The following is a 13,179-nucleotide window of genomic DNA, read 5'->3' as shown; positions in this document are numbered from 1 at the left end:
TGACGTTATTGTTTGCTCGTGAATGTTCGAACAGTGGGGTTACGTCGGCGCTAAATCACGCCAGCGCTGGTTGTTTTACGCGTATGACAGGATACGGAGGACGGTTGTGGCGCACGTATTCGGTGAACGCACGTTGGTCACGCTGGAGCGTCTTCTGGGCCTGCTGTCGGCCTTTGAGGTCGTGGTATGGATGACGGATGGCTGGCCGCTTTATGAATCACGCCTGAAGGGAGAACTGCACGTTATCAGCAAGCGATATACGCAGCGCATTGAGCGGCATAACCTGAATCTGAGGCAGCATCTGGCAAGGCTGGGCAGGAAGTCACTGTCTTTCTCAAAATCGGTGGAGCTGCATGACAAAGTCATCGGGCATTATCTGAACATAAAACACTATCAGTAAGTTGGAGTCATTACCGGTGCTCTGATATATTTATTATACTATAGTGGGGTATGTGTTGATCTTAATGTAATACTCCCCTATAGTATAAGAAATACAGAGCAGTGAGGTAAGCAATGCCCAGTACTCCTGAAGAGAAAAAAAAGGTCCTAACCCGGGTTCGCCGTATCCGGGGTCAGATTGATGCTCTGGAAAGAGCACTTGAAAGTGGCGCTGAATGCCGTTCCGTTCTCCAGCAAATCGCCGCCGTCCGGGGCGCCGCTAACGGACTGATGGCAGAGGTGCTGGAGAGCCACATACGGGAAACCTTTGACCAGAATGACAGCTACAGTCATGAAGTCAGTAAATCAGTTGACGATACGATTGAGCTGGTTCGTGCCTATCTTAAATAGGTGAGGCCATTATTACATTGAGGATATATTACGTATGAAATCACGTGCCGCTGTTGCATTTGCACCAGGGAAGCCCCTGGAGATTGTTGAAATTGATGTTGCTCCGCCTAAAAAAGGCGAGGTGCTGATTAAAAACACCCACACAGGTGTCTGCCATACCGATGCCTTTACCCTCTCAGGGAATGACCCTGAGGGCGTTTTCCCGGTGGTTCTCGGCCACGAGGGAGCCGGTATCGTCGTTGAAGTTGGTGAAGGCGTCACCAGTGTGAAGCCGGGTGACCATGTTATTCCGCTCTACACCGCTGAATGCGGGGAGTGTGAATTCTGCCAGTCCGGTAAAACGAACCTCTGTGTATCGGTTCGCGAGACTCAGGGCAAAGGACTGATGCCTGACGGGACCACTCGCTTTTCATACAACGGTCAGCCTCTTTACCACTACATGGGATGTTCCACATTCAGTGAATACACCGTTGTGGCCGAGGTTTCTCTGGCAAAAATTAACCCGGAGGCGAACCATGAACACGTCTGCCTGTTGGGTTGTGGCGTGACTACCGGTATTGGCGCCGTCCATAACACGGCTAAAGTGCAGCCGGGCGATTCAGTTGCCATTTTTGGTCTGGGGGCAATTGGTCTGGCTGCGGTACAGGGGGCCCGTCAGGCAAAAGCGGGACGTATTATCGCTATCGATACTAATCCGACAAAATTTGACCTGGCCCGTCAGTTCGGGGCCACTGACTGCATTAACCCGAATGATTATGACAAACCGATTAAAGATGTTCTGCTGGATATCAACAAGTGGGGTATTGACCATACCTTTGAATGTATCGGTAACGTTAACGTCATGCGTGCAGCGCTGGAAAGTGCTCACCGTGGGTGGGGGCAGTCCGTTGTCATTGGTGTCGCAGGGGCCGGACAGGAGATTTCCACCCGTCCTTTCCAGCTGGTCACCGGGCGCGTATGGAAAGGTTCCGCGTTTGGCGGAGTAAAAGGCCGCACTCAGCTCCCCGGTATGGTCGAGGATGCCATGAAGGGGGATATTGACCTTGAGCCATTTGTAACCCATACGATGACACTGGATGAAATCAATGACGCCTTCGAGCTTATGCATGAAGGCAAATCTATCCGGACAGTGATTCATTACTGATCCCATCAGAATTTTAATCAACTCAAACTGAAGGAAGTGGAAAATGACAACTCCGGTAATTTCTGGTGACGGCATCTTTTCTCATGTGTTCATTGGCGCAGCCGATGTCGAGAAATCCTCCGCATTTTACGATGTCGTCCTGGGCACGCTTGGTATCAATAACCTCGGCCCGTTTGGCAACGGCTGGGTACTCTATGGCCGCGAAAAGCCGGCATTTATCATTGCCCGTCCGGGCAACGGTGAAGCACCTTCCGCTAACGGGGTGACTGTCGGCTTCGCTGCTGCCACCCCGGAAGAGGTTGATGCTTTCCATGCTGCCGGCCTTGCCGCCGGTGGAGCTGATGAAGGTCAACCTGGCCCGCGTGGTCACCTTCCCGGGGCCTATGCTGCCTACCTGCGGGATCCGGCGGGTAACAAAATCACGGCGTATACGTTTATCTGACGTCCGGATTTAAAGATACTTCCCCTGGCTTCGGTCAGGGGAAATAACCATGAGATAACGGCTGATGGAACTCATTGAGCAGCATGCCAGCTCTGGCGGCTGGCAAAACGTGTACCGGCATTATTCACAATCCCTTAATTGTGAAATGAATTTCGGTGTGTATCTTCCTCCCAAAGCAGTAACAGAAAAACTGCCGGTACTATACTGGTTGTCGGGCCTGACCTGTACTGAGCAGAATTTCATCACCAAATCAGGTATGCAGCATTATGCAGCCCGGCATAACGTCATCGTTGTTGTCCCGGATACCAGTCCCCGGGGTAATAATGTCCCGGATGCCGACAGTTACGATCTTGGCCAGGGGGCCGGTTTTTATCTGAACGCGACGGAACAGCCGTGGAATGTTCATTACAGGATGTATGACTATATTCTCAGAGAGCTTCCGGATGTCGTCATGAATCATTTTCCTGCAACGGCAAGAAAATCTATATCCGGTCATTCTATGGGAGGGCTGGGTGCTCTGGTGCTGGCTCTGCGAAATCCTGGTGAATATGTGAGCGTATCAGCATTTTCCCCGATAGTATCGCCTTCTCAGGTGCCATGGGGGCAACAGGCATTTAGCGCTTACCTGGGTGAAAACAGAAAAACGTGGGAAGCCTACGATCCAGTCAGCCTCATTTTACAGGGTGAAAAATTACCAGAAATCTTCATTGATCAGGGGCTGAGTGACGCCTTTTATGAAGAGCAACTGCGCACCAAAATCCTTGAGAGAGTATGCAATGAGATGAACCTCAATGCGTCGTTCCGATATCATACTGGATACGACCACAGCTATTATTTCATTTCCAGCTTTATTGGTGAGCACATTGCTTACCATGCCAACAGGCTCAGGCTGTCAGCATGAGTTGATTTCCAGCCTCAGAAAATGTGCTTAATTTTCAGGCCTGAACAGGGCCTGAACCCTGCAGACCTGAGATGTACTGTAACTGGTGGCTTCAGCAGTTTCTCTTATGCTCAGTTTCTTGACCTGTCGGTAATACAGAACTTTCTTATGTCGTTCCTGATCGGCCTGTTTGCCCCGGTGAATAGCCACGGATAATCTAGACACTTCCGAGCCGTTGATAATACTGGTTTTCATATTCTGTCGGTGACATCTGTTCGCTAGAACCATGCCGACGCTTACTGTTATAAAACATTTCGATGTAATCAAAAATATCACTGCGGGCTTCTTCCCGCGTTCCGTAGATCTTTTTCTTTATCCGTTCACGTTTCAACAACTGGAAAAAACTTTCTGCAACCGCATTATCATGGCAGTTACCGCGACGGCTCATGCTACCCTCCAGGCCGTGTGATTTCAGGAACGACTGCCACTCATGGCTTGTGTACTGACTGCCCTGATCCGAATGAACCAGCACCTGTTTTTCGGGATTACGCCGCCATACAGCCATCAGCAGTGCGTTCAGGACAATGTCCTTTGTCATCCGGGATTGCATGGACCAGCCGATAATTTTGCGTGAGAACAGATCAACAACAACGGCAAGATACAGCCAGCCTTCGTGGGTCCTGATGTAGGTTATGTCCGTTACCCAACGCTCATCCGGAGCATCCGGATTGAACTGTCGCTGGAGCCTGTTGGGCGACACGATACTGGCCTCGCCTTTACGTGCCCGCGGGCTCCGGTATCCGACCTGAGCCTTTATCCCGACACGTTTCATCAGTCGCCAGACCCGGTTCACTCCGCACTGTTGCCCGCTGTCCCGCAGATCCAGATGGATTTTGCGATAACCATAAACGCATCCCGATTCCAGCCAGAACTGTTTAATCTGTCCTGTCAGTCTCAGGTCTGCCTGATGGCGTTGTGAATGCGGCTGCTGAAGCCAGGCGTAAAAACCACTGGGATGAACATCCAGCACCCGACAGAGCAGGCGAACAGGCCAGCAACAGGTGTTGTCACGGATAAAGGCGTACCTCAGTCGGACAGCTTTGCGAAGTACGCCGCGGCTTTTTTTAATATGTCCCGTTCGTCGGTAACCCGCTTCAGCTCTTTCTGGAGACGGCGGATCTCGGCCTGAGCATCTGACTGTTCTTTATTAGTGGAAGGATCCGGACCGTACTTCTTTATCCAGGCGTAAAGGCTGTGGGTGGTGATATCGAGACGTGTTGCAACGCTGGCAACAGAATAACCGCGATCAACAACCTGTTTGACTGCTTCAGTTTTAAACTCTTCGGGATAACGCTTACCGCTCATGGGCACCTCTCTTTAAGCCATCTTAAATGACTCTGAGGTGTCTGTTAAACCCGTGGCGATTCAATTCTTGTCAGCCTTCATTCCTTCTGTTTCAAAAAAAATAGCCAGCGCTTCCAGAAGCGTTGATTTCCCAAAGTCATTACGACCAACAATGCCCGTCATGCCTTCATCAATAATGATTTCAGTAGAGTTTCTGTAGCCTCTGAAGTTTTTCAGTTTTAATTTTTTGAGCCGCATATGAAGTCCTGTGTGTAAGAAAGCGTTTTGCTGCAACCTGAATACAAAATATATTTTCAAATGCCTGCCAGCATGCAGGGATAACCGTTATTGAGAATATCTTAACGACATTTCTGGATTATGATCTGGTCGCGCTTTCTGAACTTTACTGCTCCTCAAAACACCGGAAGCCAACTTGTGGTTCGATACATGGCTAAGTTAAAACTCCAGAATGATGGGTAATAATTTCAATGCTCATTATATTTTTTGGAACTGACTCATGGCTTTTATGATTTAAATGATAATAATACACATTCTTTGATATTAATTATGTCGTACGGACATTGATAAATTTAAAGGTAGATAGATTTTCATTTACGGATTATTTCCTAAATTCATCGATAATGTGATCGACATAAAATTTTCATTTAAGAGTGAAGAGATAATTTATGGTTGTCCGAAACAGCTCAAACTGGTGTATTTAACATAACAGAAGAAACGAAAGGCTTCATAGCAACCTGATACTTCAGGCCGCTAAGGGGTTAATATTGCTGCAGACAATTAGACCGGGAAGCGCATGGCGTCACCATTTCTCCCGCCTGGCTGGAAGTGAAGAATCATTGTGCAAAGCTCCGTATTCGGGCTTTGCATCTGACAATGGTTCCCTGGATGAAAGTACGATCTCCACTCCAAGGACGCTGAACACTCTAAACAAACGCTCAAAACCCACACTTGCAGGGTTGGCCTCCAGTCGGGCATAAGTTTGCTGTGTTACACCCAAACGTTCAGAAACATCTCTTTGCGTCAGTCCATTGGCTTTGCGAAAGCCGATTAAAACAGGACGCAACTGATTCAAGGTCTTCAAAGCGTATTGAGTGTTCATAAGTGATCTTCCGTATCGACGGGTTAACAAGCACAACGAATGGATTTACAGCAGATAAGCTGTAATACTCATTAACAGACTATAGGCTGTAATACGCCTCTTGCCAAGATTCGGCATCTTTCAAAAACAAGGCCGTGTTGAGTAAGCAGTACTGGTATCTAGCACCCCTGACCACTTTGCTTGAGAGTGACCCAGTGACATTTATCGTGATCGTAGGTCTTTTAGACGTTGTTGCTAACCGGCATCATACTCAGGTGGTAACCCCCAGGGATACTCGGGAAGTGATAATTTATTCCCGCCCTAATCAAAATATATAACCCTATCTTATTAGCTTTCTTAGTAGTTTATAAATGAAGTAAAAATTAGCGAAGAAGCTTTACATTAAAAAGTGAGCAAAAATTTTTACCATTGAACCGGCAAAATTTGCAATCTGCGGCTTTTAGCCTGAGAAAATCCACATTAACAGAATAATCATCAAGTCCAACAGAGGCATAACTTACGTCCTCGAATAAATCGGTAATAAATGAGTTGAAATTACAAAAATTAACCTCACTCAATATCCTGAACACCGCAGAAATATAACTACTATGCATTATCCTGACTTCAATAACCTTTAATAAACTAGAATGCGATTTACTTTTAAAGAGGTCAAAGAGAAAGTAAACCAGCTCATTTTTATTGTCAGAAATCCATTTTAAAATTTTATCCCTGGCACATGGCAATAAATACACTGGAGTTTTGAAAGGATTTGAAATGTCAACCACAAGGGAACAATAACCATGAGGATTTATTCCACTTATAATTAAGTCACTAAGTCCTTTCACTGCATCCAAATAGTTGTCAAAACAAACCTCATATAAACAGGTACTATGAGCTGCACATTTAGATTCAAACAACCATCTATGACGAAGATAACCAATGCCTTTAGAGTGTATATCTTCAATAATACATTTATGGCAGTAATGAATCTTTGAGATGTTTACCAATGGATATGAATTAGTTATGTGTAAATTATTTCGACAGGCATCTTCAACAGCGTTGAAATACCCGTAAACACCAGAAGATAACGACACTATATTGGAAGTTAGTATATAACCATTTCTTGTGGCAAGAATGTCATATATATCCTGCAAACTATGCAATTTGTACATATCAATCAGTTCGAGCCGAGGAAAGGCATCGTACCTTAGTTCACCATGCTTAGATATTATGTTCCTGCAATTGGATAAGTTATACATTATCTGTGAACGCAGAAGAAAACTGTGCCACAATTCATTTTCGTAAACCATATCACTCCCTCTTATTTAATTAGATTCTTTTTCCTGAGAAGTGTCATTGTCATTGGTAGTTTATCTCTGTATTTCAAAAGCCAGTTATGCCCCCCCCAGTAAAGCATCCAGGCTTGTAAGTGACATCGGGTATTGCCCCTGAGATAAAACAACATTTATTAATGATGATGAGATTATATCTCTCTCGCTCCAGTCTACTCTTTTATTTCTATAACATCGTACTGCTTTAGGAAGACAGGAATTAAGCCAGCCATTTTCATGTTTATTTAGCCAAAAGAAACTAGCATAACAACTTTCCTTGACTAACTTTCGCGTTACAGAAATGGATTGATTATGTATAAATCTTAATATTTTCTGCTTATGACGCCGTCTTAAAGAATCTTTTTTACATTTTTTACGCCATGAGCATAAACCGTAACAAGATGAAATTACAGAGGATACAGTTCCTTCCGATAATGAGTTTTTCTCAGCTATGGATGCCAGACTAAACCCCCTTACAGCCATAGACTTGATAAGCAATTCAGTGAATATATTAATTTTTGTGTTTCGCTTAAACGCCCTCAGGTATTTTTTATAAATAAGTGTTTTAATGTAACATCTGCTGCGATTAAATTCTCTCCCAAGGTTGCTAACACTAGTATTATTTTCAGCCATATGAAAGCTGTATTCCTTATGACTTTTAAAGATTTCTTTCTTTTTATTAGGACGACTTCCTGCATACGTTGGCCAGCAAGTATTTAACAAACAATAACAAAGCAAAAGGTGTTTTGTGGGATGCTGACAACATTTATCTTTGAGTATAGGCTCCCAGTAGTGATAATCAGTAAGGGATGTCGGTAGAAGCTCCGATGAACCCTCCCCAAATAACTGGCACTTAGCATAAACATGTGCGTAAAATACATTTTTCTTCAGATTCCCGTCCAATGATAATAAATTTAACTTTTTAAGTACATCCATGTAATTTGGGTGACAAATTTCTTTTCTTCTGATTATATTTATGGACTCATAACAAAATTTAGCAAAATCGAAGTCTGTCTCATTGCTGAGTTGTTCTGTATACGAAACAGGAGGCATCAGTCCAATACGTATGTGCGGTGCAGAAGGGACATTGATGCTTTCAAGCACTACCTGGTGCCGATGGCAGGTTGTAACCCCATGAAGTTGATGCGCCAGATGCCAATAAGTAACACCATAATGAAAAGTATCTTCACGAGCGCAAACCGGGCAAAACTTCAATAGTGTCCGCTGTCCTAGTGAAAAATTACTAAGGCGGCACAATCGATTAAGCCTGGCAGGGGTCGTGTTGAAATCCATAATTTCATTACGACTGATTGGTAGTGCCCAGGCAAACAGAGGGAGTAAAGTCTGTTCATGCCAGAGCTGGTCTGCACTTTCGGATGTATGAAGAGAAATAGCCTTTAATCCTGAATTGAGAATTGGATGGACGCTCATATCAGGTTTGTGGAAAATGATCGTTAACAGAGAAGATGGGGACATACCGTACACGGTAGCTGTCCGACAAAACCGACTGAACAAGGATTCATCAGGTAAAACAGACAACATTCTCATTTACCCCACCTCTCTTTGACCGTTACGAACTGATGACCTCATTACAATTTATTAAGTGGATCTGTATTTATAAGCCCGCAACGCTGAAGAGCATCGTAGGTATTTTTCTTTTCAGCTGTTCTGGTGATAACAAGATCATGGTCAAGAGACAGTATTTTCTCGTCGAAATTGCGCATAACCTCGTCTATTTTTCTTACGAATTCCTTGTGCTGTGGCCTGTCTATATCTCCAGGGATCAAAGCTTTTAAGGGCTTCTCTGACATGAACTTAGCCGAAGCATCACTTTCATTAGATGCAGAGAGCCATTTGGCTTCCTCGTCTTCAGTCGCTGCCCCCGGGAGTAAAGTATCCTTATATTCCTCCGTATGGCTTACGAGTACCGGTACAGAGGCCGACAAGACTGCACCAGTTATGATTTCATTACCGCTACCGATAACCTTTAATTGTGCCCCCCGATAAATCATCTGAGCCAATCCAATGTTGCCTTTAGATAAAATGAATAATTTTTCGTTTAACTCATCATTTAATGGTGTTTCAACATTTGTCCATTGTAATGGCCATAAATAATGAATAAACGATTGCCAGTCTTGTGAGTCGTATCTGACATTTGAAATTTTCATATAACCACCAGACTCTGCCCGCCTGGCAATTCTCATTTTCTTTGTCAGAGTCTCGTCAAAAGGATGATTTCCACAAAAAACCATAGATACCCCCATCGAATCTACAATTTCATGTAAAAAATCAATCAACTTACTCTCACCTCCAGTTCTTGAAAATTTTAGCCTCTGCATTTCATCAATAACAAGGATACCTAAAAATGATGATTTTATTCTTTGCGCAATCTGGCGAGCCAGAGCACCATTTCTAATCTCTGGTGTAGTTCGTTCAATACCAATTGCATCATCTAATTTTTGTAAAATCTCTTCACAAAGGTCTCTCACACTTGAGTTGTATGGACAATTAATCTTTACCCATACGATTTGCTTACTGAAGCCGGGAAAAACTCCTTTATAGCTGCTGTGTTCTATAATCTGAGGGAAATGATCCATGACTTGCTCGATCATGGTAGTTTTTCCAGAACCACTCATTCCAACTATCGTAATGGTTTCAGCCTGGGATTTAAAATATCCACTTTCGGGTTCAATATCAGGACGCTCAGTCCCATAGTAATGAAGATATTGAATAGTTCCGCTTTTTAAAGGATTACGGGCTGCATAGCTTTCCCTAAGTGCCCGTAAAATCATTTTATAAGCCTGGATAAGATTGGTTTGAGGGCAACGGAATTTCTTTATACGTTCGACATACTGCTCTCTAACATTCGCCGGGGCAGTCCAGCGGATTTTTTCGTCAATTTCGGGAAAATAACTCATTTCCAGAAGTACTTCATCTTCCGTAAGCGCTTCAGGAAGTGCTTCAATTAAGGGGTTGCCACGATACTCAGGTAACTCCTGTTCTTTATATATCGCTGAAACGCTCCGTATAAGGTTCATTATTCTGCGTCCTCAGTCTTCTTCTTACCTTTTAACCATCTTTGTTTCTCCTCCCGGCCAGGCAAAAGCAGAACCTTACTGGATGACGGAAGTAGGGGTTCAGGTCTTCCATTAGCAACATCAGTTCGCCCTAATGAATCAAGTTCATTTTTCCTGTTCTTTTTAATATCTTTACCATGTACCCGTCGAGATTCGTATATTTCATTTAATCTTTCGTTACCTTTCTTGTTAAAATCATCTTTATTATTGATATTGCTGAGTGAATTCAGAGTAAATAAATTAATTTCTTTTTGAGTATCTACCCAATCAGCCATTACATCTGTATCAAGATGAGCTTTACCTTTAAATATATCTCTTTTCTTAAGCAGGTAATGCTTTTTGAAAATGCTATTTTTGTCAAATCTTACATATATATAATCTACGCAATTGTCATCTATTCTTGCTTCACAAGTGGTTCTTCCAAATACTCTGGCACCTGATGCAATGTCTGGATCACATTCATAAAAAAGATTATTGTACTGAATCCCACCGGCGGTAATGTTAGCGTTCACAGGGATCAACAATCGTGCGATCACTTCGTCGGCCCCAACGGCTCTTGCGCTGAATCTCCCGTGCTTTAAGCTTATCATCCAACTATTTTTTGGTGATATTACGAGATCATTTTCAATCAGTAAGGGATTGATATAAGCCAGTTCTTCATATGTTCTCTGATTATGTGCAAGTATCTCCCGAATCAGTAAAGACGTGACCTCCTGAATCGTTAAACAAGCCCTGGATTGCGGTGTTGGCTCTCCTTTAACAATCTTACCCCTTCGTGTTGTTCCAATAAGCCTATGAATAACTTCATCATTTAGAATACCGAAACAGCGTTCAACAATGCTTTTTCTGTCGCCTCTACCGACTGGCGCAAACTCAAGTTTTGTCAGGGGGGTCATCTTTTCCTGAGGTTTAAGACCAATCATCTCCCCGTTGTCACACATCAATGTTAATGGAATATGAGAACAAGGCCAATCATCATTAGTAATAGAGATTCCAAATAATCTACAATATTCTTTTTTTGGCATAAAGCAATTTGCTAACGCTTGTCGGGCAGCTCGCCATGAAGCATGGTATAAAGAAACATGAAGGCCAACAATCATTCTTGTTGCGCGATCCACCACTGTATAAATAGTTGGGCGCCCAATGACTTTTCGTCTGTTTAAACTCGAAATAAGATGTACATCAGCGACAGTTGAGTCTATTTCGAAAACATCACCCGGTAAAACAGTTGTATTAGCCGCACTACCTAAAAGCGCCCGCATTTTGAGGTCTATTTCTTTTTTCGTGTTCTTCTTCTTTATCGAGAAATCTTTAGTGAAGAGTTTTTTATTCCAGTATGAAAATTGTTTTAAAGAAGGAACATATGGAGCTCTATTTTCTAAGTTCGCTGTTTTAATTTCATCCCTAAAATACAAATCAATATGTCTCTCTAATGTTTTCTTTATCGTATCTCCGTTAACTTTATAATGATACATAATGAGAGATTTTCTAATATTATTTATATCTCTTTCATTAAGAATGAAAACACGTGAACGTTCATTAGGTAATGCTCTGTTTTTCTTGGAATTCCCAAGTTTAATTTCATGTTTGATTCTACTTTTCCCAGCGGCACCACAGTTCGAGAATGCGGGTAGTAATGCATAAACATCCTGCCCATGTCGCCAGTATAACGCCAGAAGCGTTCTGATAGTATATTGTGATATTTTTTTATTTCTGGAGTAGTCCATTAAAAGGTGAGACTTTTTATGTAATGCATAGTCGAACAGAAACATTCTGTCATCTACAAGATCTTTAATGATATTGTAATTTTCATCTCGCCTTCCCCTGTCTTCATCTGTTATTTCTTTCTCATCTACTAACATATATGAAGGGTATATATAATCTTTACAAGTTATGCTATTTGATTCAATATAATATTTAAACAATGAAAATGAGAAAGGAATTGGCTTACCCGTTCTTTCTGATTTTATTTTAAACAAAATTAACAAATCAACCTTTTTGTCAAAATCCAAAACACGATAAAGCCCCTCTGCAAGCAAATCAGTGCCTTGAGAGAGCCAGACTGAATTTCTAATAATATCCATTTGCGTTCAGTCCTATATAGTGGCCATTGGATATTATCTTTATCAGACCGGTTTCGAGTATTGGATATGATAAATCAATTTTTATCATTTTTAATCCAATCATTGCCTGCAATAACATCATCGCTTCTTGTGCATCTACCCCAATGATTGATGAAATCATTGCACGTAGTCCCACTATGGGATAAACATCTGGTTTAAGCTTCCATAGGATTTTATCAAGAGGATATTTATCATAAAATTCAGAACCATCTCTTAATACAGAAGTAGCCCAGCAAATGTTTTTACCGACGACGTTATTGAGTTCCGAGCCAACATAAATTTGAAACTCAACATCAATCAACTGCCAAAACATCCTCTCTATTTCAAGTTTTTGGGCTTCGCGTTCAGGTATGCTCTCGTTATGTTTTACTGCTATAGCTTTGTATCGAAGTCCGCCTTCAGGAGTTCTCAAGGTCAGTAAAAAATCGGTTGTCATAACATTCAGAACTTCGACAGGTACTCCTCTTACTCCCCTCACCATAGGATGTTGAAAATGTAGATGATTTGCTATTTGTTGGGTAAGCCGGAGAGGAAAGAGTGGGAATTGTTCCCGGATATCAATCACCGAGTCATTAAACTCAGCCAGATAGAAAAAGTTACTTTCGACAGAAGAAAGGAGATGATGGTTTCGAAACGTCTTAAGGCCAAAGACTATCGAACGGTTTCCACGGGATTTAACGTCCTGAGCTCTAAGCCAGGGCTGATAACTTTGGCCATAGCCCACTCCTATGCCGTCACCTAGCGCATTTTCATAATCCAAATAGGATTTGAGACGCCTACCCCTACCCATGATCGTACCCAAAAAACGACATTGATACGTACCTATATGTGCATTTTATAGTCTCCAACCCTATAACCACACATTCAGTAAGTATACAACATTAGCGTCGTTTTTTGAGAATGGTTACAACTTTAGTGCTTTGTGTACAACTTTATTGTCTTCGGACAGT

General features: G+C 42.7%; 10 protein-coding genes and 4 pseudogenes. 5 read left to right on the top strand and 9 right to left on the bottom strand.

What is annotated here, in order from left to right:
• The 5 genes and pseudogenes from IM317_RS22485 to fghA all read left to right on the top strand — a co-directional run.
• A pseudogene (locus IM317_RS22485) lies at positions 1-400 on the top strand (IS1 family transposase); the annotation flags it as partial.
• A 113-nt stretch (positions 401-513) separates the two neighbouring features.
• Positions 514-789, top strand: coding sequence for a formaldehyde-responsive transcriptional repressor FrmR (frmR, locus tag IM317_RS22480; protein ID WP_017384071.1), 276 nt, complete (start codon positions 514-516; stop codon positions 787-789).
• A 34-nt stretch (positions 790-823) separates the two neighbouring features.
• Positions 824-1,933 carry an S-(hydroxymethyl)glutathione dehydrogenase gene (frmA, locus tag IM317_RS22475; RefSeq protein ID WP_017384070.1) on the top strand — a complete coding sequence of 370 codons (1,110 nt, stop codon included), beginning with the start codon at positions 824-826 and terminating at the stop codon, positions 1,931-1,933.
• A 43-nt stretch (positions 1,934-1,976) separates the two neighbouring features.
• Positions 1,977-2,375: a VOC family protein gene (locus tag IM317_RS22470; protein WP_012561111.1), complete on the top strand. Its 399-nt coding sequence runs from the start codon at positions 1,977-1,979 to the stop codon at positions 2,373-2,375.
• Positions 2,376-2,439: 64 nt separating this feature from the next.
• Positions 2,440-3,276, top strand: a complete 837-nt coding sequence (gene fghA / locus IM317_RS22465) for an S-formylglutathione hydrolase (RefSeq protein ID WP_012561110.1) — start codon at positions 2,440-2,442, stop codon at positions 3,274-3,276.
• A 27-nt stretch (positions 3,277-3,303) separates the two neighbouring features.
• Here fghA and IM317_RS22460 read toward each other — a convergent pair.
• From IM317_RS22460 to IM317_RS22420, 9 genes and pseudogenes are all read right to left on the bottom strand, one after another.
• Positions 3,304-3,456 (bottom strand): annotated as a pseudogene (locus tag IM317_RS22460) (resolvase); the annotation flags it as partial.
• Between the two features lie 16 nt (positions 3,457-3,472).
• Positions 3,473-4,620, bottom strand: a protein-coding gene (locus tag IM317_RS22455) for an IS3 family transposase (RefSeq protein WP_193362530.1) whose coding sequence is annotated in 2 segments (ribosomal slippage) — positions 3,473-4,383 and positions 4,383-4,620 — 1,149 coding nt in all. Because the reading frame shifts where the segments join, the coding sequence is not laid out codon by codon here.
• A 63-nt stretch (positions 4,621-4,683) separates the two neighbouring features.
• A pseudogene (locus IM317_RS22450) lies at positions 4,684-4,857 on the bottom strand (AAA family ATPase); the annotation flags it as partial.
• Between the two features lie 562 nt (positions 4,858-5,419).
• Positions 5,420-5,719: a helix-turn-helix domain-containing protein gene (locus IM317_RS22445; RefSeq protein ID WP_001097217.1), complete on the bottom strand. Its 300-nt coding sequence runs from the start codon at positions 5,717-5,719 to the stop codon at positions 5,420-5,422.
• 362 nt (positions 5,720-6,081) lie between these two features.
• Positions 6,082-7,008: a hypothetical protein gene (locus tag IM317_RS22440; protein ID WP_033144814.1), complete on the bottom strand. Its 927-nt coding sequence runs from the start codon at positions 7,006-7,008 to the stop codon at positions 6,082-6,084.
• Between the two features lie 11 nt (positions 7,009-7,019).
• Positions 7,020-8,577: pseudogene (locus IM317_RS22435) on the bottom strand (TnsD family Tn7-like transposition protein).
• Positions 8,578-8,618: 41 nt separating this feature from the next.
• On the bottom strand, positions 8,619-10,067 hold the full coding sequence (locus IM317_RS22430; RefSeq protein WP_001049182.1) for an ATP-binding protein: 1,449 nt from the start codon (positions 10,065-10,067) through the stop codon (positions 8,619-8,621).
• On the bottom strand, positions 10,067-12,190 hold the full coding sequence (locus tag IM317_RS22425; RefSeq protein WP_024551181.1) for a transposase: 2,124 nt from the start codon (positions 12,188-12,190) through the stop codon (positions 10,067-10,069). The genes IM317_RS22430 and IM317_RS22425 overlap by 1 nt, the downstream gene beginning before the upstream one ends.
• Positions 12,177-13,019, bottom strand: a complete 843-nt coding sequence (locus IM317_RS22420) for a TnsA endonuclease N-terminal domain-containing protein (protein WP_024551180.1) — start codon at positions 13,017-13,019, stop codon at positions 12,177-12,179. Before IM317_RS22420 ends, IM317_RS22425 begins: the two co-directional genes overlap by 14 nt.
• Positions 13,020-13,179: the final 160 nt, after the last annotated feature.

Origin of the sequence: Enterobacter cloacae complex sp. S3 (assembly GCF_014930495.1) — a bacterium.
Taxonomy (GTDB): Bacteria; Pseudomonadota; Gammaproteobacteria; order Enterobacterales; family Enterobacteriaceae; genus Enterobacter; species Enterobacter asburiae_B.
Note: the sequence above shows the minus strand (reverse complement) of the source record. Positions and strands in the feature narration are given on the sequence as shown.